Genomic DNA, 23,741 nt, shown 5'->3' on the forward strand with positions numbered 1-23,741 from the left:
TTGTTAATCCTGAATCAACTTATTCGTTTGCCCCATTTAACCAATTCGTACCAGATTACCGATCCAAATCCTGAAAGTACGCTTATTAATAATAGTTTTGGAGTTAGCATTTCAAATTCAAAAAAACGGGTAAATGCAGGAATGTAAAGTAACAATACTACGATGGCGATGGTAATACCAATAATCAGCGGCACCAAATAATTCTTATATTTCAATGTGGTAAGGATTGAAAAGTAAAAGGAACGGTTGACAAGAGTGAGAAAGATATTGGCTGAAATAAGTACGATAAAAACCATAGTTCTGGTAGTAGATTCGTTCAAGCCTTCCGCCACGGCGAATTGATACACCAGGAGAGCAACAAGGGCAATGGCGAGTCCTTGTGTTATACTTGTTACCAACTCTCTAAACTTAAAAAAGGTGGTCGTAAAGGGTCTGGGTTTTTGAATCATGGTGTTTTTTTCCATAGGCTCATTTTCATAGATGATGGAACAGGTGGGGCCCATAATCAATTCTAACAATATAACATGGGAAGGTGAAAAAATCGTTGGATAGAGCCACCCTAGCGCTAAAGGGATGAATACCATCAGTATGATTGGAATATGGATGGAGATAACATATTGAATGGCTTTTTTAAGATTTGTATAAATTTTTCTTCCAATGGCTATGGCATCTACTAATTTGGAAAGATCATCGTCCACTAATATTAACGATGCGGCCTGTTTGGCAATTTCCGTTCCTTTTTTACCCATAGCGATTCCAAAATGTGACGCTTTTAAAGCAGGGCCGTCATTTACCCCGTCACCAATCATGGCTACCACCTCATTATTTGCTTTAATGGCATTGATAATTCGGAGTTTGGCGTCAGGAAACATACGTGTATAAACCTGGGTTGTTTTAACTTTTTCCCTTAATTCAACATCATTTAATTGCATTAATTCATCGCCGGACATGCATCGTTCATATCCAATAAAATCAATTTCCTTCGCTATGGCAATTGCGGTCTCTGAATTGTCTCCGGTAACCAATTTCACATCTATTCCAGCTTTATCAAAAGAGGTCAGTACCTTGGATATATTTTCTTTAGGTGGATCATAAAAGGCTACGATTCCTTTAAAATCGAACTTGAATTCTTGTTGTTTTTTAGGAAATTCCATACCCATAAAGTGAGCCTGTCCCACCCCTAATAACCTATAGCCCTGTTTCCCCAAACTTTTTATGGTCTCCTCTATTTGGGACCTTTCTCGAATGGTTAAATTCGAAATTTCAAAAAATGCTTCAGGAGCTCCTTTGGCCGCAATGATTCGATGGCCATTTGCATTTTGGAAAAGATGTGTCATCATGGGCGGTTTACCTCCAATTGGGTATTCATGAACCATATGGTAATCTAATCTCTCATCACCATCTATCAACTGACCATAAGCATTATGGAGTGCGACTTCCATAGGGTCGAAGGGAATTGGTTCACTTGCCCACATGGCCAGTGTAATCAATTCTTTCTCAGCTTGGCCCATTTCATTTCTGGGATCTGATATTACTCCAGATTGTAATACAAAAAGCTTTGCCAAACTCATTTTGTTTTTTGTAATGGTACCGGTTTTGTCCGCACAGATTACCGTGGCGCTCCCCAAGGTTTCAACAGTTTTTATTTGTTTTACCAATACCCCCATTTTCATTAGGCGCCATGTACCCACCGCCATAAAGGTTGTAAAAGCTACAGGTATTTCCTCTGGTAGAATACTCATTGCAATGGTAAGGGCTTTTAGTAGACTATCCATCAAATCCAGGGATTTATTATAGTTCATTGCCCATACCAATAAAAAAACGACCACCCCCCAGACGGACATCTTTTTGACAAAATTTGAGATTTGTCTTTCTAGGGGTGTTTTTTCTTCTTGGATAGCCTCCAGACTTTTACTTATTTTCCCTAGTTCCGTATCATTCCCTATTGCCACTACGGTTGCAATGGCCAAGCCACTCACTACCGTTGTACCGCTAAAAATGGAATTATCGTCATTTTTGGAGTCCTTAAAAACAGCAAGGGATTCTCCTGTTAAAATAGACTCGTTAACGGAAAAATCATTGGAATGGATAATGGTTCCATCAGCAGGGATTAAAGTACCCTCCTCGACCATAAGACTATCTCCAATAACAACCTGTTCGCTGGGTATTCCAATGACCTCTCCATTCCTTACAACATTGCAATTAGGTTGTGTAAGTGCTTTTAACTTATCAAGTGCCTTTCTGCTTCTAGAATCCTGATAAAGTGAAATAGAGGCTACTAAAACAATCGCTACCGCCAAAAAAACACCATCCCCTACATTTCCACTCATAAAATAGATGGACGAGGCTACTAAAAGTAAGATGACCATGGGCTCCTTGGCTAAACTTTTTAGTGCATCAATAAAGCCATTTTCATTTCTATAGGTCAAGGTGTTTGATCCGTATTTTTTTCTTGAAGTCTCAACTTCCAAATCTGTCAATCCTTTAATGTCAAATTTACTTGCGGACATACCGTTTTTTGTTTGCTCAAATGTATAGGCAAAAAAATAGATGGGACTGACCTACATCATTTTGATAAGTGCTAATAGCAACTATTTTCGATTTATAAAACTAATGTTTCACCTTAAAAATAAAAATGTTATGTCACTCGTAAAATTTAAAAGAAGGCCTTTTGGTAATTTGATTACCCAAGATTTTTTTGATATGGACGATTTCTTTGACAACCGTAATTGGGTAAGGAATATGATGCCCGATCAATTCTGGAACGGTAAGATATCTCAACCTGCTTTGAATATTAAGGAAAACCATGACACGTTCGAAATTGAATTGGCGGCACCTGGTTTTGCCAAAGAAGATTTTGAAGTTACCATTGAAGACGGTTGTTTGAATATTTCCGCTGAAAAGTCTGTTTCTGATGAGGAGAAGGAGGAAAATTATACTCGAAAAGAGTTTAGTTACAACGCTTTTCAACGCTCGTTGCAATTGCCTGAAAGTGTAAAACAAGAAGCTATTAAAGCCAAATATAACGACGGTATTTTAAGCTTTACCCTTGCTAAAAAGGAAGAAGCAAAAAAAACACCTCCCAAAAAGGTACAGATTTCATAAATAAATTTTCCTGATAAACTTTTATCAAAAGTAATCCCCTCTCGAATAATCCATTAGTAAATATTTATAATGGATTCATTTGGGAAGGGCTTTCATTTATTTATTTTTAAATTATATATGTGTTAGGTTTGGAAAGTTTTCATCTTTTCAGCCTCTATTTTTTAGCAAGGACAGTTTCATAAAGGTGTATTAATTCCTGATAAATATTAAATCGATTTCTAGTCTAAATTTGAACCAACTAGATTTTAGGACCTTTAACAAGATTACTGTTCCCTAAGGCCTCTTTGGCGGATTTGTACCCCAGTTCAAAAAGAACATCTATATTTTTTACGGAAAACATACTAAACTCTGCCATGCGCTCTGGGCGTATCAGAACATCACATTGACCAAATTTTAGCACAGTTTCGTTGGCAACCATTATATGGTATGCTCGCTCCAATACATTATGGGCATGCTTCAACTCTGTTTTCTTCATCTTTTCAAAAGGATTCACATAGATTCCTATAATCTGATCGCAAAAATCTTTGATAAGATCGACCGGGAAATTGTTCAAAGTGCCACCGTCAACATAATAGCCGTTCTTAAAAGGAACAGGTGCAAATAAACCAGGTACGGCTGCAGAAGCCAAAATGGGTTTAATTAACTCACCTTTGTTAAAAATTTTTAAGGTACCATCCAAAAGGTTGGTTGCGGTAACATGTAAGGATATCATTAAGGATGAAAAGTTATCCTCTGGAAGATAGGCTTTTAAATGATCATAGAATTTTTCAGTATCCACAAAACCAGGTTTGCTACGTGCATATTTTTTAATGCTGAAAATTTGTGTTGATTTAAAAAAATCCAATATTTCTTCCCAATTGCTACCCCCGGCATATAGTGCGCCAACTATGGCTCCTGCACTGGTTCCGGCAATATGGGATGGGTGGATACCAAATTCCTCGAGTGCCTTGATGGCACCAATATGAGCTACGCCCCTAACGCCTCCTCCTGATAGTACCAAACCAACATTCATATAGTTTTTAATTGAAGCTCGCGCAAAAATACCTTGTTAGCTCCTTGGTTAAAATGACAATCATCATATTTAGTCTTATTAGTATTGGTATGACCGAAATCATTTCTTTCCCTCTATATCCGTAATATATTTATTTAACAATTTACAACAAGTTCTTCGCCAAGTATATTCCTAATCAGTGAAATGGTAATAGCCGGAATTAGGATGTAAAGAATCAAATGCATAGCGTGTTAACCAAATGAAGTATTTGTTAAGCCATTAAAAACAACATAGATGTACTTTAATTAAATAGATTCCTAAAAAGCTAGAAGAAAATGAAAACAATTCTATTGATAGAGGATAATGAAACTGTAAGGGAGAATACGGCAGAGATAATATCTTTGGCCAATTATAACGTAATAACCGCAGAGAACGGAAAAATTGGATTGGAAAAGGCCAAGGAATTTTTACCTGACTTAGTTATCTGTGATATCATGATGCCACAAATGGATGGATATGAGGTGCTGAGGTCTTTAACCGACAATAGTGGAACATCAAGTACTCCGTTTATTTTTCTAACGGCAAAAACAGATAGGTCTGATAGACGAATGGGGATGAACCTTGGTGCCGACGACTATTTGACCAAACCGTTTGAAGAGGAAGAGTTATTGGATGCGATTTCTTGTCGTTTAAAAAAGCATGATAATTTAGAAAAGGAAATTACAAAAAAACTAGAGGGTATCCATTCATTTCTAGTGGAGGCTTCAGAATATGTTGATTTGGAAGGACTTTCTAAAAACCGCACCGCTAGGCCTTTTGAGAAAAAGGAAATGGTTTTTTGGGAAGGCGATAATGCTCAGTCTCTTTATTTCATTGTAGCTGGATCCATAAAAACATATAAAGGTACCGAATCCGGTAAGGAACTTGTCACTGGAATTTATGGCCCAGGTGATTTTATAGGACAATTATCACTGCTCAATGTGGCTGGGACATATGTAGAGAATGCAGTTGTTTTGGAGGATGCTGAAATTGGTGCGATACCCAAAAAGGACTTCCTAAAACTGTTATACGAAAACCCTATGGTATCCCAAAAATTCATAAATATCATTTCAAATAATCTAATTGACGTTCAAACACAGTTAGTAGACATGGCCTTTGCAACAGTGAGACAACGTGCCGCAAAGGCTCTTTTGGAGCTATATGACAAGGGATTGATCAAAGATAAACCAGAAGATGGTAAGTCTATTCCCCGTGAGGATTTTGCCGGCATGATAGGTACAGCAACGGAAACGGCCATTCGTACCCTTTCTGATTTTAAGGATGAAGGCTTAATCATCACAGATCGCAGCAGAAGAATTGTTATTATGAACAAGAAAGAATTAGAAACCGTTGCGGATTCCGGATAAAAATGAATTTATGATTGGCTCCTATCGAAAAAAAAATCCATTACTTTCTTGGCAAGATATGCCACGATTAAATTTTTCCACCCACCGCTGGTTCCAATATTCGACCCTAGGCTTTTAATTAAATTCAAAGGAGATAAATCTTTTTTAGCTCGTTGATAATGAAATTTAAGGCTTTCTTGACTTATTTCCCGCTGCAATTTTAAAATCTTTAAGCGGGTATCCAACTCCTCAAATGAACCGTACTCCCTTTTCATCGTTGTTCAAAATAATAGTTGGAGAATTTCCTTAGTATAGGAGCGTTAAGTTTCTTCCTGAAAATATAGAGCATAATCCCTAGGAGTACATAAAAAGCACCAATTATGATAAAACCGCCATAATAACTGCCCAACGATTCTGATATTGCCAAACAGGCGGCGAACGATAAAAAGAGTAAAGCAAAAACGGAACCAATACCAATGAGCAGCGATTGAGTGATGGAGGTAACAAAGAGCATGAGAATCTTAAATATCCTGAGTCTCAGATACTCTTCGCTAGTTTCCACATAAGACCTCATTTCGGCTTCCGCACCCATGAGTTCTTCTTTGATTTCGTCAAAAGCCATAGCCGCTATTTTTGTAGTTGGGCGTTCTTCTTTTTAAGCTCTTCGAGTTTCCGCTCTAGATTTTCGATAATATCATCTGCCTTGTAGCTCATGGTTGAGATGGCTTCATCCAATTTTCTATCAAAAGCGTCCTTTTTTTCGTTTGCCGATTTTGTAAGTTCTTCTTTGGCGTGAGAGATACGCTCTGCAAGATCGTGAGCGGTATCATCAACCTTCCTTTTAATTTTATGGCGTGTCTCAACGCCTTTATCGGGAGCATAAAGAATTCCTATTCCCGCACCAATGGCGGCCCCTGTTAATAGTGCCAGTAAAACATTTCCGCTATCGTTTGTCATAATCTTGGTTTTAAAATTACTTTGTTCATTAAATTTTCTATCTAAAAATATGGAGGAAATAATGTACGTGAAATGACTTTGGTCATGCTCCTTGAATTAGGTGATTGCGCTGTGATATTTAAAGACCTAAAGTTGTAAAGGATAGCCAAGCTATTCTCTTAATTTCTACATTTTTGGTAAGCATCATATGAGGAGGATATAGCTTTTGATCAAAAGGGATTTTTTTAGAAGACCATATCAACAATAAAATAAAGAATGCATTCTGTTTGATTTGTGGACTAGATTTCTGATGCATTAGTGGGTGCAATAAATGTTGGGAAATCATCTGGAATGTAAATTGGGCAACACTTCAAGCCCATATACATTGGATTAAACCAGGAAATTATTAGTGACTGCAAACTTTCATATTTGGCCTATGGGCTAGTCCTTATGAATGCAGATGTTGAACTATCTGCAGTTGGTGATTTTCGGGTTGGCCTATTACAGCAATATCTAAGAGAGTACTCTTAATCTAAAATTTGAATTTCCATTCTATAGACAATTAGGACATTCCATGTATTGTAATAATGTGTTTACTGCATTTATATAAAAATCATACAAGAATGATTTAGGTCATGTTTATAGCTTTCAACTTTTCTTTTATTTACTTCTTAAATCGAGTTTATGAAGCGGAGAAAATTAAGTAAATCGATACTAAAAACGATTGTGTTTTTACTTATTGCCAGTTGTGGTCCGGTCGTAATAACTTCAAGAGGGAATAATCCGCTGCCGCCGTGGTTCTATCCAAATAGGCTAGAAGTGGTTCGATATGTCTATTTTCCTGAGTTTAGTATATATTATGATTTATACGCAAGAGCTTATATTTTTTTAGAGGGAGGTATTTGGTTGCGTAGGAATGATTTGCCATCAAGATACAATAATGCCAATTTAATGCACTCGGGTTATGAAAGAATTCAAAATTATAGCGACGACAATATTAGTAGATATCATGAAGAAAACAATACAAATAGGGGAAGGAGCAATAGAACAGTTAGAAGAAATAATGAATGACTAAGAAAGTAATTCTAATACTTGTTTTGCAATCTCTAATTCTTCATTGGTAGGAATGACTAAAATCTTGACTTGAGAGGAATCGGTATTAATTTCTCGTAATTCATTTGTCTGTTTTTCATTTTTTACTAGATCCAATTGGATTCCTAGATAATCCATGTCCAAACAGGCTAGTCTTCTGATTAAACTGGAGTTCTCCCCAATACCTGCAGTAAATATAAGAGCATCGAGCCCATTCATTGCCGCGGCATACCCTCCAATATATTTTTTAATTCGGTAGGCGTTCATGTCAATTGCCAATTGACAGTTTTTATCCCCTTCTTCAGCTTTTGCCTGTATATCCCGTAAATCACTAGATCCCGTTAGTCCTAGCATTCCACTTTTTTTATTCAATAATTGTTTTATCTCGTTTAGGGAGTATCCTAAACTTTCCGCCAAGTAGAATATAACGGAATGGTCTATATCTCCACTTCTTGACCCCATGATCAGTCCGTTGGAAGGAGCGAAACCCAAACTATGGTCCACACTTGTACCGTTAACTATAGCCGTCATACTACATCCGTTTCCTAAATGAATGGATATTATTTTTGAGGTTTCCTTGCCAAGATATTTTATGGCTTTTTCGGACACGTATTTATGACTGGTACCGTGGAATCCATAAACTTTTATGTTATCCTCTGTATAAAATGTATTGGGTATAGCATACTTTCTAGCCTTAATGGGCATGGTTTGATAGAAGGCCGTATCGAATACAGCCACCTGTTTAGCCGTTGGAAATAATTTTTCTGCAATTTCAATACCTTCCAGGTTAGGTGGATTGTGTAATGGGGCCAATGCGGAATAGTAATTTATTTCATTCTTTACAGCTCCGTTTATAAGGGTCGTTTCCGCAAAGGAATCGCCACCATGTACGACACGGTGACCTACGGCATAGATATCGTTCGAATTTTTAATTACACCTTTTTGCGGATGTGTCAAATAGTTGGCAAGGATACTTAACCCTTCTCGATGCGTCTTTATTGGAACGGTTTCTTGAACATTGATATCATCCTTTTTAAAGCGCAGTATAGCATCTTCATAACCAATACGTTCCACCATTCCGGAGCAAATTATCTTTTCCAAAGGCATTTCTAAAAGTTTGAACTTAATAGAGGAGCTTCCGGAATTGAGAACAAGTATTTTCATTATTCATTTTTATATTAAAGACCTTGGGCCTGTATTGCCGTAATAATGACCGTATTGTAAATGTCCTCTACAGTACATCCACGGCTAAGATCGTTAACCGGTTTATTAAGACCTTGTAGCATTGGACCAATGGCCAGTGCTCCAGTTTCCCGTTGTACGGCCTTATAAGTGTTGTTTCCTGTATTGAGATCAGGAAAAATGAAGACGCTTGCCTGGCCTGCTACCTGGGAATCGGGTAGTTTGGCGAGACCTACCTTACTGTCAACGGCTGCATCGTATTGAATTGGACCTTCCACTTTTAGTTCCGGTCTTTTTTTCTTGATGATTTCGGTTGCTTTCCTTACACGATCTACATCTTCACCAACGCCAGATGCTCCCGATGAATATGATAGCATGGCTATCTTGGGTTCAATGCCAAAAGCGATACTGGTAGCCGCAGATGAGATGGCAATTTCCGAAAGTTGTTCTGCGGTAGGATTGGGATTGATGGCACAATCTCCAAAGATAGTTACCCTATTGGGCAAGCACATAAAGAATACAGAGGAAACAATAGAGACCCCTGGCCTTGTCTTAATAAATTGCAGGGCGGGCCTTATGGTATGTTGTGTGGTATGCACGGCTCCGGATACCATGCCATCCGCGTGTCCCATGTACACCATCATTGTGCCAAAATAGGAAACATCTTCCATCAAGTCTTTTGCCATGGCCAGATTAACGTTCTTATGCTTTCTTAGTTCAAAAAGGGTAGTTGCGTACTCCAAGAAATGTGGTGACTCCGCTGGATTTACGATGTTTATGGCCGATGCATCCAAAACTATATCCAATTCAATGATTTTACTCTTGATTTCTTCTGGGTTTCCCAATAGTGTAAGGGTTACGGCATCTGCATCTATGAGCTTTTTAGTGGCGAGCAGAATGCGCTCATCCGTACCTTCTGGTAGTACTATGTGCTTTTTTTCCGATTTCGCCCTTTTTAAGAGATTGTACTGGAACATTCTGGGGGTTATACCACGAGGCTTAAACGTTATTAACCGTTCCGCCAGTTGGGTGGTGGGAACATGTTTCTCAAATTCCTGTATGGATGTATTGATTTTTACGGTGTTCTCCGCATAGATTTTGGGTCGAATGGTTCCAATTTGGTTTGTTACGGAAAAAGTACCTCCCTGTACGGATAGGATGGGTACAATATCGGACAGTCCTTTAATCAATTTGACAATTGATTTCTCCGGCAACAATCCGCCCGTTAATACAATTCCAGAAATATTGGGATAATTAGCAGAAATATTCGCCTGTAAAGCCCCTAATATTATATCCGCCCTATCGCCAGGAGTAATCACCAAGCTGTCCTTTTTAAGATGGGTGAGATAATTTCTTAATTGCATTGCCCCTACACTAAAGCCACCTGCTTGATTGTTCAAAAATTCTTCTCCAAAAAGGACCTTGGCCTCCAGTTCTTTTGAGATTTCCTTGACAGTAGGGTTCCCTAACAGCGGATTTATTGGAATGACACCCACCAATACATTATTGGGAAGTTTCTTTTGCAATCCAACACTCACGATATCCATATTTTTTGGATCAACTTTATTGGCAACGGTCATTAACACTTCTACACCCTTTTCTTTAAAGGAATCATAGGCCATAAAAAGGTTGCCGATGAGTTCATCCAAAGTCTTACCGGTTCCGCTTGCAATAATCACTGTAGGAATACCAAGGTTTTTGGCCACAAGCACATTGATATCCCATTCGATTATTGCCCCTTCACCAGAAAAATCTGTTCCCTCGACAAGAATAAAATCAAATTGGTCCTCTATTGCCTTGTATTTATGTATTATGTGACCAAGAATTTCATCGTCCCTGTCTAAATTTTTTTGTTTTACAACTTCACTTCTAGTGTAAGCGTAAGCATCCGTAAATTCCAAGTCCAACTCAAAGTGGGTAATAATAGTATGGATATGGCTGTCCATGGTACCTTTTTCAAAGTCGTCTATTATTGGCCGGAAATAGCCAACTTTTGCGGCTTTTCCCAGTAGGAGTTGCATTAGACCTAAAGAAACTATCGATTTTCCACTATTTGGTTCAGTGGTGGCAATATAAATGGCTTTGCTCACAGGTAAAGGGGTTTGTGGCTAACAAATTTATGGGATTCTTTAGTGTTAACCCATTTAGTCTTTATAAACAAAAGAAGAAATCTTTTAATATACGTTCTAGATTGAAATTCCTTTTCATAGGATTTTAGTGAAGATAGGGCAAATACCAGCTTCCATAATAAAGATTTAGTGCTATTTGCTACTTTCTGCCGTTCCAAAAGTGACTTTCTGTTGTTCGGCCTTGTTGATATTTTTGATACCCTGTAGTAAAGCATCAGGATTAAAAGAAATGCTATCAATTCCTTCTTGAATAAGAAATTTTGCAAACTCTGGAAAGTCACTCGGAGCTTGACCGCATAATCCGATTTTTATATTTGATTTTTTTGCAGATTTAATTGCCATTGAAATCATACGTTTGGCGGCTTCATCATTTTCATCAAATAGTTTTCCCATAATTTCGGAATCTCTATCTATACCTAATGTCAATTGAGTCAGATCATTAGATCCAATGGAGAACCCATCGAAGATTTTTGCAAATTCTTCGGCCAATATAACATTGCTTGGTATTTCTATCATGGTATACACTTCCAGACCATTTTCGGTACGCTTAAGTCCATTTTCTTCCATTACTGTAAGCACTTTTTTACCTTCCTCGACAGTTCTACAAAAAGGAACCATCACCTTAAGGTTGGTTAGCCCCATTTTTTCACGTACTTTTTTTATAGCTGTACATTCCAAGGCGAAACCATCTTTATATAAATCACTATAGTATCGTGAGGCACCCCTAAAACCCAACATAGGATTTTCCTCATAGGGTTCAAAATCCGATCCCCCAATAAGGTTCGCATATTCGTTTGTCTTAAAATCACTTAGTCTTACGATGACCTCTTTTGGATAAAAGGCCGCTGCTATAACTGCTATTCCTTCCGCCAGTTTATCAACAAAATAGTCAGCTCTGTTGGTATATTGGCTTGTCAATTGCATTATTCTATTTTTTACTTTGGAGTCTTTTATTTCCTCAAATTTCACCAAAGCCATAGGGTGTATCTGGACGGAATGAGTAATGATAAATTCCATCCGTAATAAACCGATTCCATTATTGGGATAAAATGAAAGTTGGAAAGCGTTTTCAGGATCGGCCAAAATCATTTTGGCTTCCGTTTTTGGAAGATGGATTTCCGTAAAATCGATTTTACGTTCCTTAAATGGAAGTTCCCCTCTATAAATGTACCCGATCTTTCCTTGGGCACAAGACATAGTAATTATTTCACCGTTGACTATTTCTTCTGTAGCGTTGCCACACCCAACAATTGCCGGGACGCCCAATTCACGGGCAACGATGGCTGCATGACTGGTTCTGCCCCCTTTATTCGTAATAATTCCACCGACCTTTTTGAGCAAAGGATCCCAATCCGGAGTAATGGTGTCCGTCACAATAATGGACTCTTTGGTCAAAGGCCCAGCTTCATTGGGAGAATTTAAAAGTACAGGGTAACCAATTTTTATTTTAGATCCAACGGCATCTCCTTTAACTAGCAATTTGCCCTCCTTCAATAGCTGATATTCTACGTGTATGTTTTTATTCTTGGTATGATGAACCGTCTCTGGACGGGCCTGCGTGATGAATAATTCTTTTGTAATTCCATCCTTGGCCCATTCAATATCCATGGGTTTTTGGTAATGTTCCTCTATTAGTAGGGCCCACTTGGCCAAAGTAATAATTTCATTATCGGTCAATACATATTGTTCTTGTTGCTTTAATGGGGTATCGATGTTCAAGGTTGTTTCCTTTTCTTTTTCCGAAGCATAGACCATGGTCAGTTTTTTATCGCCCAGTTTTTTCTGAATTATGGGATACATATCTTTCTTAATGCTGGGTTTAAAGACATAAAACTCATCTGGGTTTACTATGCCTTGTACAATGTTTTCACCCAATCCCCAAACCCCCGAGAGTAATACAATGTTCTCAAAGCCGGATTCCGGTTCTATTGTAAAACCCACTCCAGAACAGCTTTTATCTGATCGTACCATTAGCTGTACACCCACTGATAGGGCAACATCTTTGTGATTGAATCCCTTGTCCTCTCGATATTTAATGGCTCTATCAGTATAGAGAGAGGAGAAGCATTTCTTGACGGCCCCCAAAAGCTCCAACTCTCCTTTAACATTTAAAAAAGTATCATGTTGACCTGCAAAACTAGCATCTGGAAGGTCCTCTGCCGTTGCACTACTGCGCACTGCTACGGCCAATTCACCATTGTCACAAAGTTCATTATAGGCACGTATAAGGGCGTTAGAAAATTCTTCGGAAAATTCGCTTTCAAGAATCAGGTTCCTTGCCCGCGTACCTATCAGATTTAAATTTGTGTATTGGTTTCTGTCCAATCTTGATATGATATTTTCCAGGGCACGCTGTATATCATTTTCCTTTAAGAAGTTCCAAAAAGCAGTGGACGTACTGGCAAAACCATTAGGAATATGTACTCCTTTTGGTAACAATTGATTATACATTTCTCCAAGGGAAGCATTTTTTCCTCCTACCGTTGATACATCCGTAATACCAATATGACTGAATTTTTTTATAAGCATTACAAAGAGAATTTATTGATTTAATAGAGGTAACTTGCCAAATTTCTCCATAAGAGACCTTAACTTATGTTGGACGTTTCTAAGATTCCCTTTTCTTACCTGTAATCTCATGAATATTAATTCGGAATACGATGGGCGAACCTTCCGATTCAATCTTGGCCGAAAATTCACTGATGTATTCGCTCTCCATCCCTTTAGTGCGACTCAAAATATTTTTTATACCCTCTGAAAACGCATGAAGCATATGTTTTGCATCTATACCTTTTAATTCTTGAAAAGTGCCATGTACTTGAACTGTCTGCCAATTCGCTACTGAATTAATCTGGCTCACCATTAAAGCTATGGTAGTGTTTTTGCGCATTGCTGCGATTTTGTGTCCTTCTGAAGAGTAACTAGTAATGGTATGGCTTTCTCTATCATAATAATAGGTCATTGGCACTATATATGGACTTGTACCCGATATATATGCTAAGTTTCCTATATAGTTGCTGGATAGTATTTGAAGGTTTTCAGTAGGTTCTAAATTTCTTCTCATAGCTTTGGTTTTATCTTTTTCCAAAACTAGTTTTTACAAAGTGAAATCCATATGACATTGGTCATCTAGGAAAAATGGGAACGATGTTTATTTAATTAGGGATATTTAAAAACCTAAAAAAGAACATATATTCTTAAGAAGACTATAAGTTGCTCATATAAGGTAAGGAAATGACTGAATTTTGCTTTGGTATCCATGAAAACATTCATAGAACGAACAAAAAATTATCAGGACAAAATAGTTGTATTTACAACATCTGGTGAAGGCTCGTATACAATGGAAGGAGTGGATGCCATCACAGGAGAATCGATTATTGAGAATGTACCACTTATTGTGAACAGAATTAAAGTTAGACTGGATCCATTTTCTAATAAGAGATAGCAATCTGAAAATAAACAAGATAATCTGGAGTCTTTTTCTAAAATTGCTGTCATTTAGGCGATAAGGCCAATACAAAAATTCCTATTCTTTTTCTACAAAGCTTATGGGCTCATCCTTTTGCCCCGTATTTTCCAATAGGGAGTCTTTTTCTCCGTAGAGAAGCTCAGCAACCTCTATTAGATTTTTAATGATTTCGTTCAAGTTGTCTTTATCATTGACCAAAGAAGATGCCATCTTGGGAGTAATTAAATTATCCCTAATTAGCATATTAATTGATTTGGTAGTTTGATATTTTTCATCGTTAGCTTTATTTTTTAGTTTAAAAAGTTTGGTGTCATAGATTTGCTTATCAACTTGCGTCCTTAACAAATATACTACTCGTAACACCCTAATTATTTTTTCACGAAACTTGTCATACTCCTCGACCATATGAATATTTTCTGAGGTTCTATATTGGGATACATTTAATCCCAATTCCAAAACACCCTTTATGATTTCCACCATTTTGCGATTGGCTATTTTGATTTCTGTAATCCTATTATTTAGGTCTTTGCCTATTTTCAAGGTACTTTGAGCGGTAGTAGCGTATCTTAGGATCTCGCCATATATGGTTTTTACTTTACTGTAATAAAGGTTTCGAACATCTGTTTTGAAATCCTCTTTGGTTTTCTTTAAAATATCTCTAGGGTCCATGTTGGATTTTATGTCCCCTCTATGAATATTCAGCGCATGTGCTATTATTTCAAAAATCGCATTTTCAAAAAGATATTTGGATTCTTTGGTCAAAGCTGAAACCACAGTGCTTGGGAACTGGAGTATGCTCTCGTTTAAATATTTTGGTTGTTCAATACCCTTTTCTTTTTCTTCCTTGAAAAATTTGATAAGAAATTTTTCTGTTCTTTTTGTTAGTGGTATCATTATGAGTACGCCCAAAATGTTGAAGGTTGTATGGAACATTGCCAATTTTAGCGTGAAATTATCTCTAGAGACACCGGCGATATCTGATAGGAAATTCACAAAATTGGCAAGAGGAAAAATGATAGCCAAGGCTATGACTCCTGTAAATAGGTTAAAAAATAAATGGGCTCCTGCCAGTCTTTTACCGGCAACGTTGGAACTTAAAGAACCCAAAATTGCTGTTATGGTCGTGCCAATATTTGCTCCTATGGCTAGGGCAAGGGCATTTTCATATTGTATTTGTCCGGCAGCTAATGCAGTTAATATCAAAGCCAAGGACGCACTGCTGGATTGAAGAATTGAGGTAACTATGATGCCAATACCTGCATATACAATAACTCCTAAGAAACCTGGAAGGGCATAATTGGTAAGATCGATATATTCTTTAAATACATCGAAACCTTCTTTCATATATTGTATTCCCAAGAAGAAAAATCCCAATCCCGCGAGAATATTTCCGATTCCCTTCAAATACGGTTTTTTTTGTAGCGAAAAAATTATCCCAAACACAAGCATTGGCATGGCCATAGCTGCAATATTGATCTTTAGACCAAAACCTGCAATAATCCAAGCCGTAGCCGTTGTTCCAATATTGGCCCCAAAAATTATTCCCATTCCACCTTGGAGAGTAACCAATCCTGCACTAATAAAAGAAATGGTTACTGCAGACACCAATGAACTTGATTGAATTAATGCGGTGACTACTGCACCAGCGGCAATGCTTTTGTATAACTTGTCAGTTGCTTTTTTTAAGATTATTTGCAAAGGGCCTTTCGCAAACCCTTTAAATCCTTCTTCCAACATAATCATGCCGAAAAGTAATATGGCAATACCTACAGCGATGGTTTCAAAGTTTGTGTTTAAAAACAAAACCGCTGCAAGCACGATAAGAAACAAATAAAACAATGCTTTTTTAATCATAGAATATGGGAGAAAAAGTATTCAAATTGATTTATAGTTTTTTATTAAAATACGGTTCCAATACGTTTATTCTAAGAATCGGGGATTACTCGTTCTAATCTTTAATCTTTCCTTCAATTCAAAAGTGAAAATGGACTGCTTTGTTTAAAATAAAGAAGTAAGGGTTTTGGATATGGTCATCAATTTGGGCCTATCGTTTTTCTTCTTTTTTCTTCTGTCTTTCTAATTTCCTAAAATACCCACGGGTCAAAAAATTATGTTTTAGTGCTTCCATATTTTCGTTAAAACGCCCCGTTCCCTCTTCAATATTCCGCATGGTTCTGTCTAATTGGTTCACCAAAACGGTGTCTTTGGATAAATACCCAATTGCTCCATTACCCACTTTGATATCATTTACAATGTCATTTAAGTCCATTGTAATCTTCTCTATTTGGAAACTAGAATTATCAAGGTTTTGAATAATTTTTTTGATTCTACCCCCAGAAATGGTATCACTGAGCAACACACCTGCGACACTTTCTTCCAAATTAAGGTTTCTGACGAAGCGATTTAACTCATCCATGGCAGTATTTGCATTTTCACTTGTTTGCTTAAAGTTTTGTAATGTTTGCTCCAAGTGGTCAGCCAAAATAGTATCATTGAGTAATCTTCCTAACGTACCTTGACCTTCGGTAAGTGCCTTTGAGACTTTCAAAAGATCGATAGTCAACAATGCGGCATTATCATTTGTTATATTCAAGGTGCTCATCATATCTTGTGTGCCAACTTTGCTTCTAGACTGTAGCTCATCTCCCGGAACAATTAGTTCACTGGGCCCTTCGCCAGGTGTTATATTGATGAGCATACTGCCAACTAAACCATTTGAGCCTATACTTGCAAGTGCATTTTTTTTAATATGCTTTCGCATGTCATCCTCAATTCTCATAAGTACTCGTATAGTGGTATCGTTTATTATTTCAATACCATTTACAGTACCAACATTTATTCCTGAAAAACGAACATTATTGCCATTTTGAAGACCAGTGGCATTTTTAAATATAGCACTTATCCCGAAGGTTTTCCCGAACATATTCTGTCTATTGCCAATTAGAAAAGCAGCAAAAAGCAGCAAGACTGTCCCTGTGACTACAAATACGCCTAATCTTAAATTTTCCAACTTAGTCTTTGTCATATTCCTATTTTTTAAAAAACGCCTCAACTTTTGGATCGGATGACGATGATAATTCAGAAAAAGTACCGTCTGCGTAGTTTATACCGTCTACCAAAAGAATCATTCGCTCGGATATCACACGGGCACAGTCTACGTCGTGGGTAATTATTAAAGAAGAGGTATTATATTTTTTTTGGATACTGCGCATTAATTCAATGATTTCCTTTGCCGTAATAGGATCCAATCCACTAGTAGGTTCATCGTATAGAATAATTTTTGGTTTGAGAATAAGTGTACGCGCCAAGGCAACTCGTCTTTTCATTCCTCCAGAGAGCTCTGATGGCATTAAATCCATTGTATGGCCCAGACCTACATTTTCCAATGCCTCTATTACCAGAGGGGTAGTATCTTGGACAACACCCAGTTTCTCTTTGTGTCTACGCATTGGAAATTCTAGATTCTCTCGCACCGTCATGGAATCATATAAAGCACTACCTTGAAAAAGAAACCCTATATCTGAACGTAGTTCGTCCAAGTTTTGACGATCTAGGGCGCCTATCTCCCTACCCATAACCTCTATATATCCACTATCTGGTGTCATCAATCCAACAAGGCATTTAATCATTACAGACTTGCCCGAGCCCGATTTTCCCATGACTACTAAATTTTCACCTTTATATAGCACCATATTGAAACCATTTAATACTTGGTTACTTCCAAAGCTTTTTCGAAGATCTTCGATACGGATGACCACCTTTCGTCCTTTATCATTTTTTGGTTCCATTAAGTTTTTTGAAGCTATTAAAGGCATTTTTTTTATTTAGAGTTCATAAAAAATATCTGAAACGAAAACTGCGATAAAATCCACAACAAACAATAAGAGGGATGCCGTTACTACGGCCGTGTTGGCCGCTACACCAACACCGGCCGTACCTTTTTTACAATAATATCCTTTATAGCAGCCTACTAAACCGATTACAAAACCGAAAAAAAAGGATTTTATCGTTGCTGGGACCAAATCACCAAAACTCAAGGCATCAAAAACTGTATTAAAATATAGTTGAAAAGATACTTGCCCCTTCAAATTCTCAACCAAGGCGGAACCATACAATGCGATCAAATCCCCAAAAATGACCAGAAGCGGAATCATTAGCGTCGTAGCCAAAATTCGGGTCACGACCAAATATTTGAATGGATTGGTTCCAGATACCTCCATGGCATCAATTTGCTCCGTTACCCGCATAGATCCCAATTCGGCCCCAATACCAGAAGCGATTCTGCCTGCACAGATCAAAGCCGTTATGACAGGGCCAATTTCCCTTACTATGGAAATACCTACCATATTGGGCATCATTGATACGGCCCCGAATTGAATCATGGTAGGCCTTGATTGCAGTGTTAACACTAAACCAATAATGAAGTTGGTCATGACAACCAGTACCAACGACCTATTTCCCATATGATAACATTGGCGTAAAAGTTCCTTGAATTCAAAAGGAAGTGTAAATGTCTCTTTGAAAAATCGACCTGCAAAATAGGATAGTTCTCCTATTTGGATAAAGAATTTCTTTATCCTGCTGACCATTTTTGAAGTAATAAAGACCGGTTTCACAATGTAAGCCATTCTCAAATATAGATTGAAAAGGGTTTTTTTAAAATGACCAATATCATGCTGGTAATGAGAATTGTCATCTTTTACTTTTTAGATCGGTGTTACTTTTATTGATCAAAGATTTATCATGAAACAGGAGTCAAAAAATGATTCGAATTCTTATTATCTAAGTGAGGAGCGTACTTTTTTAGATGGTCCAAGGAGTAGATTCAAAGAATTATGGTTTACACTAAAGGTTCAATATCAATTCATTAGGGCCTTTCGTAAATTACACTTTATAGGACCTTGTGTAACAGTATTTGGATCGGCAAGATTTGAGGAGGACAATATCTATTACAAACAAGCGGAGGAGGTTGGCAAGGCATTATCAGAAATGGGTTTTGCAGTTATGACAGGTGGCGGGCCGGGAATCATGGAGGCGGCTAACAAGGGTGCCTATCTCAATAATGGTTTTTCCATTGGTTGTAATATTATATTGCCATTTGAGCAGAAACCTAATCCTTATCTACATAAATGGATTAATATCCCTTATTTCTTCGTGCGTAAGTTTTTGTTATTGAAATATTCCTATGCATTTGTGGTCATGCCTGGGGGAATAGGCACTTTGGATGAACTCTTTGAGGCATTGACGCTGATTCAAACTAAAATGATACACCATTTCCCCGTTGTGATTTTTGGAAAGGAATATCATAAGGAACTCTATCACCATATTCAGGCCATGGCCAAAAATGAAAGTATTTCGCAGGAGGATATGAACCTATTGTTTCTTACTGATTCTGTGGAGGAAATGACACAACACCTTAATGAATATGCTGTTAAGAGATTCGGACTTGTTAAAAAGCCCATGGAAACCAGGTGGTGGTTTGGGGAGACCAGATCTAAGAGAACATGATTATGATCATTTTTATATGTAGTCACAGGAACTACTTTTAACTATAAAAATATTTAAGGGAAAAGAGACAATTCTACTGAAAAACGACAGATATGGTTAAATTAGTTTACTTTGGTATATGGTCCCTACTATTGATTTTGACGTCATGTAATGCAAAAAACTCTCATGCTTTAGAGGAAGGGCAGACTGAAAAGATTATTTCATATGCCGGTGGAGATGAAATCAAACTGCCAAAAATGGTGCCGATAAATAGAAATGTTACCATCGGGGAGTATTTTGATTATATTGATTCTTTGGTAATTCGTTACGATTCTTTATTATCTTATCAATTGTCAGAACATGTTATTGTAAGGAATAATCCATGGATAATTGACACTTTGGCTAATACGGATTATTACAGGATGATTTCCCGAGATTCCTTTGTATATGACCAGCGACAATTGACCGTACTCCCAAAAGGAAGTCAACTTTTTATTCCAGATTCGATTAAAGCCAATCAAATACTAGGACAATTTGCAAAAACCGAAATCGATGTGAATATTCCTGAATTCAAATTAAGAATATTTCAAGATTCTGTTTTGTTATATACATTTCCCGTTCGCGTAGGACAAAATAGGGAACGTTACTTGAAATTTGGGGACCGTATTACTGATTTGCGCACCAAAACAGGAAGTGGGACCATAATTGATTATGTCAGGCACCCTGAATTCTACAATCCGGTAAATGGCAAACAGTTTTATGTTACCAAACGTGATGATGGAAAAACGACTATCATGCCTCAAATCCCTTGGATCGAAACAGAAATAAACGGGATCAGAAATGGACAAATGATACATCCAACCACCAATCCTGAAACTTTAGGAAAGGCCTATTCGAATGGATGTATTGGCACGAGGGAGGCAGATGCGTGGATAATCTATTATTACTCTCCCAATGGAACAAAGCTAAGGATTCGCTATGATTTAAAAACGTACGAAGAAGGTAGGGTAGTGGCCGTATTTAAGGATATTTATGATAAGAATAATTAAAATCAAATTTGTATTTCTATTTGTTGTGGTTGATATAGGTATGTATAATCATACCGCACTCATAATAGAGAATTGTCCAAATAAAAAAAACGCTCAAGCAGGCTAGGAGTTTTTTTTCTCATTGAACTTCTCATTCTTGATCGCGGAAGGATTTGAACCTTTGATCGTATGTTTAGAAGAAGGTAGATTTATGGTTTTATGTGTATCTAAAAACATTTAAAAATAACTGATAATCAATGTTTTATAAAATATATGAATTCATATGAAACCATATAATACCCGATTTTGAGTGCAAATTGAGTGCAAATTTTTCATGTCTTCAATTTATGAAGACTAATAAAACCCTCTCAATTGATACTAGACGAAAAAGAAAGGATGGATTATTTCCAATTATTTTTAGACTGAGCCATTATCGAAAAACAATTACTATTTCTACAGGATTTGCCGTTCCCCCTGAATATTGGAATGAGAAAAAACGAGAGGAAAAAGGAACATATGAGGGAGTATCTTCTATTACTCGTTTGAACAATATGCAGACAAAAAAGAAAACCGAACTGAGGGACGGTATTAATCTATTAGAAGAAAACATTCAGTTGGAAGGTTTGGGAATTTCTGATTTGAAGCGCATACTTACCAAAACGACCAAGAAGATTTCCTTTTTTGAATATACACAAGAACTCATAGATGAAATAGAGGAAGCCCAAAAATTTGGAAATGCTAGGGCCTATAAAAGCGTATTGGGCGCTTTAAGAAATTTTCATAGAAAGAAAAGTTTGCGTTTTGAAGATGTAAATTATTCATTTCTCAAAAAATTTCAAATCGCCCTGCTTAAAAAGGAAAATAGCATCAATGGATTATCTATGTTCATGCGTACCATCAGGGCTATATATAACAAAGCCATTCGTCAGGAAATTGTATCGGCAGACAGTTATCCATTTAGGAAGTACAATATAAAAACCGAACCAACGGCAAAAAGAGCCATTAGCAAGGATAAAATCAAACGTATTCTTGATTTGGAGCTTAAGCCGGACACTCCATTAATTCACGCAAAAGCCTATTTTATATGTTCATACTTGATGAACGGCATTTCATTTATAGACATAGCATTTCTAAAAATGGAAAATGTTATTGACGCACGAATCCAATATAAAAGGCAAAAAACAGCCAAGCCTTATGTTGTTAAAATAACCAATCAACTTTCCTCTATTCTTGAATACTATCTTGAAGGAAAAAAGAAATCTGACTTCATTTTCCCAAAAATACGAATGGAGAGCCTACAGAATCAATATTATGACGTGCAATGGGAACGAAAACTGTACAATAAACGGTTGAAAGAAATTGCCGAGCTATGTGATATCGAAGAAAAACTAACAAGTTATGTTAGTCGACATTCTATGGCAACTAATCTTATTTTGAACGATGTGCCAATCAACGCGCTAAGTAAAATGCTTGGACATAGTAAATTACAGACCACGGAGATTTATATTAAGAATTTACCCGCCCATATTATGGATATGTATTAGGAAAGACTTGAAATTAAGATATACTTCAGGTAGAATATTTTTTCCTTTTATAGGATGGCCAAATACTCATTAGAATTGTTTACATTCATTTTATTGACTCTTTTAGACGGTATGTCCAATTGTTGAATCCAATAGGTCATATTTAATTATTTATCTAAAAAGTTAAATAACAATCACATTTTCAATTAAAGACTTCTTTGAAAACCATAAGATTTATCTGATAGAATGTTCAAATAAAGACCGGAGGTCGAGATAGAAAAAAACAACCTTCAAAACTCTTTAACACATTAAAAGGTTACCTATTAGGCACATCAAAATATTTTCAATTCACAACATTTAACAAATTGTACATAAATGGATTATATAATTTTACCTACTTTTTTATTGGTAAGATATATTAGATAACCAAATTTCAATGGCATGTCCTTAAGTCCTTGTTGTTCACACAGATTTATTGAATTCGCATTAACTTGATGAGAATAAGATTATTGACTTTCGTAATGGCTCTTGGATGGAGTTGCAATGCTCTATCCCAACTTCCTATACAAACCTTGGAAAAGAGTATAAAACCACTTTATAAAATGGTGGATACATCATTGCAAAATAATCTAGAATATGAGCTTACCAAAAATAAGGATTGGGCACAACTCATCGATTCAAAAAAAATGGCGGTTGGTATCGTTGACCTAAGTAATCCTGAAGATATACGATTTGCCAGGGTCAATGGTACCCATATGATGTACGCGGCGAGCTTGCCAAAGATTGCCATATTATTGGCTTCAATGGACGCCATTGAAAAAGGGGAATTGAAGGAAACTATCGAAGTTAAAAAAGATATGCGCCTGATGATCAGTAAATCTGATAATGCGGCCTCTACCCGAATGATTGACCGTTTGGGTTATGACAAAATCGAAGAGGTTATGACGGATTCCAAATATGCCTTTTATGACGAGGAGACTGGAGGCGGTCTCTGGGTAGGAAAGCGTTATGGCGGCGGCGGTGATACGCATCGTGAACCGTTAAAGAACTTAAGCCACGCCGCGTCAGTATCACAAGTATGCCGGTTCTACTATCTTTTGGCCCACGGTAAATTAGTCAATGAAAGACGTTCAAAACAGATGCTCGACATTATGGAAAACCCTGAACTGCACCACAAGTTTGTCAATACATTAGATCAGATTGCACCAAATGCCAGACTTTTCCGAAAGTCAGGTTCTTGGAAAACCTACCACTCCGATTCTATTTTGGTTTGGGGCAAGGACCCTGAAAGGCGTTATATATTAGTTGCCTTGATTGACGACGCTAATGGGGAACAGATTATTCGAGACTTGGTCAAACCTGTGGAGAAAGTATTGAAAAAGCCCGTTCTTTGATAAAGTCGAACAAGTAACCA

19 protein-coding genes are annotated in these 23,741 nt (G+C 37.1%); 6 read left to right on the forward strand and 13 right to left on the reverse strand.

Annotated elements, in window-relative coordinates; all coding sequences use genetic code 11:
- Positions 1–14: 14 nt before the first annotated feature.
- Entirely contained in the window at positions 15–2,510 is a 2,496-nt protein-coding gene (locus F0361_RS09520) for a cation-translocating P-type ATPase (protein WP_154918256.1), read from the reverse strand.
- 130 nt (positions 2,511–2,640) lie between these two features.
- On the opposite strand from F0361_RS09520, the gene F0361_RS09525 reads away from it, so the two are divergent.
- Positions 2,641–3,105: an Hsp20/alpha crystallin family protein gene (locus tag F0361_RS09525; RefSeq protein WP_154918258.1), complete on the forward strand. Its 465-nt coding sequence runs from the start codon at positions 2,641–2,643 to the stop codon at positions 3,103–3,105.
- A 238-nt stretch (positions 3,106–3,343) separates the two neighbouring features.
- On the opposite strand, the gene F0361_RS09530 is transcribed toward F0361_RS09525, so the two are convergent.
- A complete protein-coding gene (locus F0361_RS09530; RefSeq protein ID WP_154918260.1) occupies positions 3,344–4,117 on the reverse strand; it encodes a patatin-like phospholipase family protein in 774 nt (257 codons plus the stop codon).
- Positions 4,118–4,431: 314 nt separating this feature from the next.
- Between F0361_RS09530 and F0361_RS09535 the strand changes: the two genes are divergently transcribed.
- The gene (locus tag F0361_RS09535) at positions 4,432–5,502 is read left to right on the forward strand and encodes a response regulator (protein ID WP_154918261.1); all 1,071 of its coding nucleotides are present in this window, start codon (positions 4,432–4,434) and stop codon (positions 5,500–5,502) included.
- Positions 5,503–5,510: 8 nt separating this feature from the next.
- Here the strand turns inward: F0361_RS09535 and F0361_RS09540 are convergent, their stop codons facing one another.
- The 11 genes from F0361_RS09540 to F0361_RS09595 all read right to left on the reverse strand — a co-directional run bounded on the left by F0361_RS09540 (position 5,511) and on the right by F0361_RS09595 (position 18,917).
- Positions 5,511–5,756: a DUF6327 family protein gene (locus F0361_RS09540; RefSeq protein ID WP_154918263.1), complete on the reverse strand. Its 246-nt coding sequence runs from the start codon at positions 5,754–5,756 to the stop codon at positions 5,511–5,513.
- Positions 5,753–6,103: a hypothetical protein gene (locus F0361_RS09545; protein WP_154918265.1), complete on the reverse strand. Its 351-nt coding sequence runs from the start codon at positions 6,101–6,103 to the stop codon at positions 5,753–5,755. The genes F0361_RS09540 and F0361_RS09545 overlap by 4 nt, the downstream gene beginning before the upstream one ends.
- 5 nt (positions 6,104–6,108) lie before the next feature.
- Positions 6,109–6,438, reverse strand: coding sequence for a YtxH domain-containing protein (locus tag F0361_RS09550; protein ID WP_154918267.1), 330 nt, complete (start codon positions 6,436–6,438; stop codon positions 6,109–6,111).
- Between the two features lie 1,050 nt (positions 6,439–7,488).
- Positions 7,489–8,673, reverse strand: a complete 1,185-nt coding sequence (locus F0361_RS09560; RefSeq protein WP_154918271.1) for an acetate/propionate family kinase — start codon at positions 8,671–8,673, stop codon at positions 7,489–7,491.
- Positions 8,674–8,687: 14 nt separating this feature from the next.
- Positions 8,688–10,781, reverse strand: coding sequence for a phosphate acetyltransferase (pta, locus tag F0361_RS09565; RefSeq protein WP_154918273.1), 2,094 nt, complete (start codon positions 10,779–10,781; stop codon positions 8,688–8,690).
- 171 nt (positions 10,782–10,952) lie between these two features.
- The gene (gene ppsA / locus F0361_RS09570) at positions 10,953–13,349 is read right to left on the reverse strand and encodes a phosphoenolpyruvate synthase (RefSeq protein ID WP_154918275.1); all 2,397 of its coding nucleotides are present in this window, start codon (positions 13,347–13,349) and stop codon (positions 10,953–10,955) included.
- Between the two features lie 79 nt (positions 13,350–13,428).
- Positions 13,429–13,908: a pyridoxamine 5'-phosphate oxidase family protein gene (locus F0361_RS09575; protein ID WP_154918277.1), complete on the reverse strand. Its 480-nt coding sequence runs from the start codon at positions 13,906–13,908 to the stop codon at positions 13,429–13,431.
- A gap of 438 nt (positions 13,909–14,346) precedes the next feature.
- The gene (locus tag F0361_RS09580; protein WP_154918279.1) at positions 14,347–16,143 is read right to left on the reverse strand and encodes a Na/Pi cotransporter family protein; all 1,797 of its coding nucleotides are present in this window, start codon (positions 16,141–16,143) and stop codon (positions 14,347–14,349) included.
- A 190-nt stretch (positions 16,144–16,333) separates the two neighbouring features.
- Entirely contained in the window at positions 16,334–17,314 is a 981-nt protein-coding gene (locus F0361_RS09585; protein ID WP_154918280.1) for an MlaD family protein, read from the reverse strand.
- A 4-nt stretch (positions 17,315–17,318) separates the two neighbouring features.
- Positions 17,319–18,077 (reverse strand): ABC transporter ATP-binding protein, encoded by a 759-nt coding sequence (locus F0361_RS09590; protein ID WP_154918282.1) that lies wholly within the window; start codon positions 18,075–18,077, stop codon positions 17,319–17,321.
- A 36-nt stretch (positions 18,078–18,113) separates the two neighbouring features.
- Complete coding sequence (locus F0361_RS09595; protein WP_246160851.1) at positions 18,114–18,917, reverse strand: MlaE family ABC transporter permease; 804 nt, start codon at positions 18,915–18,917, stop codon at positions 18,114–18,116.
- Positions 18,918–19,032: 115 nt separating this feature from the next.
- Between F0361_RS09595 and F0361_RS09600 the strand changes: the two genes are divergently transcribed.
- The 4 genes from F0361_RS09600 to F0361_RS09615 all read left to right on the forward strand — a co-directional run bounded on the left by F0361_RS09600 (position 19,033) and on the right by F0361_RS09615 (position 23,721).
- Positions 19,033–19,797 (forward strand): LOG family protein, encoded by a 765-nt coding sequence (locus F0361_RS09600; protein ID WP_154918283.1) that lies wholly within the window; start codon positions 19,033–19,035, stop codon positions 19,795–19,797.
- A 92-nt stretch (positions 19,798–19,889) separates the two neighbouring features.
- Positions 19,890–20,825 carry a L,D-transpeptidase gene (locus tag F0361_RS09605; RefSeq protein WP_154918285.1) on the forward strand — a complete coding sequence of 312 codons (936 nt, stop codon included), beginning with the start codon at positions 19,890–19,892 and terminating at the stop codon, positions 20,823–20,825.
- 296 nt (positions 20,826–21,121) lie between these two features.
- Positions 21,122–22,348 carry a site-specific integrase gene (locus tag F0361_RS09610; RefSeq protein ID WP_154918287.1) on the forward strand — a complete coding sequence of 409 codons (1,227 nt, stop codon included), beginning with the start codon at positions 21,122–21,124 and terminating at the stop codon, positions 22,346–22,348.
- Positions 22,349–22,929: 581 nt separating this feature from the next.
- Positions 22,930–23,721, forward strand: coding sequence for a serine hydrolase (locus tag F0361_RS09615; protein WP_394349868.1), 792 nt, complete (start codon positions 22,930–22,932; stop codon positions 23,719–23,721).
- Positions 23,722–23,741 lie beyond the last annotated feature (20 nt).

This window comes from Maribacter flavus, assembly GCF_008386635.1.
Lineage (GTDB): Bacteria > Bacteroidota > Bacteroidia > Flavobacteriales > Flavobacteriaceae > Maribacter > Maribacter flavus.

What these genes read in the sequence shown, in the direction of transcription:
- F0361_RS09520 (WP_154918256.1), bottom strand. Translation starts at nt 2,510, where the DNA reads ATGTCCGCAAGTAAATTTGACATTAAAGGATTGACAGATTTGGAAGTT.
- F0361_RS09525 (WP_154918258.1), top strand. Translation starts at nt 2,641, where the DNA reads ATGTCACTCGTAAAATTTAAAAGAAGGCCTTTTGGTAATTTGATTACC.
- F0361_RS09530 (WP_154918260.1), bottom strand. Translation starts at nt 4,117, where the DNA reads ATGAATGTTGGTTTGGTACTATCAGGAGGAGGCGTTAGGGGCGTAGCT.
- F0361_RS09535 (WP_154918261.1), top strand. Translation starts at nt 4,432, where the DNA reads ATGAAAACAATTCTATTGATAGAGGATAATGAAACTGTAAGGGAGAAT.
- F0361_RS09540 (WP_154918263.1), bottom strand. Translation starts at nt 5,756, where the DNA reads ATGAAAAGGGAGTACGGTTCATTTGAGGAGTTGGATACCCGCTTAAAG.
- F0361_RS09545 (WP_154918265.1), bottom strand. Translation starts at nt 6,103, where the DNA reads ATGGCTTTTGACGAAATCAAAGAAGAACTCATGGGTGCGGAAGCCGAA.
- F0361_RS09550 (WP_154918267.1), bottom strand. Translation starts at nt 6,438, where the DNA reads ATGACAAACGATAGCGGAAATGTTTTACTGGCACTATTAACAGGGGCC.
- F0361_RS09560 (WP_154918271.1), bottom strand. Translation starts at nt 8,673, where the DNA reads ATGAAAATACTTGTTCTCAATTCCGGAAGCTCCTCTATTAAGTTCAAA.
- ppsA (WP_154918275.1), bottom strand. Translation starts at nt 13,349, where the DNA reads ATGCTTATAAAAAAATTCAGTCATATTGGTATTACGGATGTATCAACG.
- F0361_RS09580 (WP_154918279.1), bottom strand. Translation starts at nt 16,143, where the DNA reads ATGATTAAAAAAGCATTGTTTTATTTGTTTCTTATCGTGCTTGCAGCG.
- F0361_RS09585 (WP_154918280.1), bottom strand. Translation starts at nt 17,314, where the DNA reads ATGACAAAGACTAAGTTGGAAAATTTAAGATTAGGCGTATTTGTAGTC.
- F0361_RS09590 (WP_154918282.1), bottom strand. Translation starts at nt 18,077, where the DNA reads ATGGAACCAAAAAATGATAAAGGACGAAAGGTGGTCATCCGTATCGAA.
- F0361_RS09595 (WP_246160851.1), bottom strand. Translation starts at nt 18,917, where the DNA reads ATGGCTTACATTGTGAAACCGGTCTTTATTACTTCAAAAATGGTCAGC.
- F0361_RS09600 (WP_154918283.1), top strand. Translation starts at nt 19,033, where the DNA reads ATGAAACAGGAGTCAAAAAATGATTCGAATTCTTATTATCTAAGTGAG.
- F0361_RS09605 (WP_154918285.1), top strand. Translation starts at nt 19,890, where the DNA reads ATGGTTAAATTAGTTTACTTTGGTATATGGTCCCTACTATTGATTTTG.
- F0361_RS09615 (WP_394349868.1), top strand. Translation starts at nt 22,930, where the DNA reads ATGGTGGATACATCATTGCAAAATAATCTAGAATATGAGCTTACCAAA.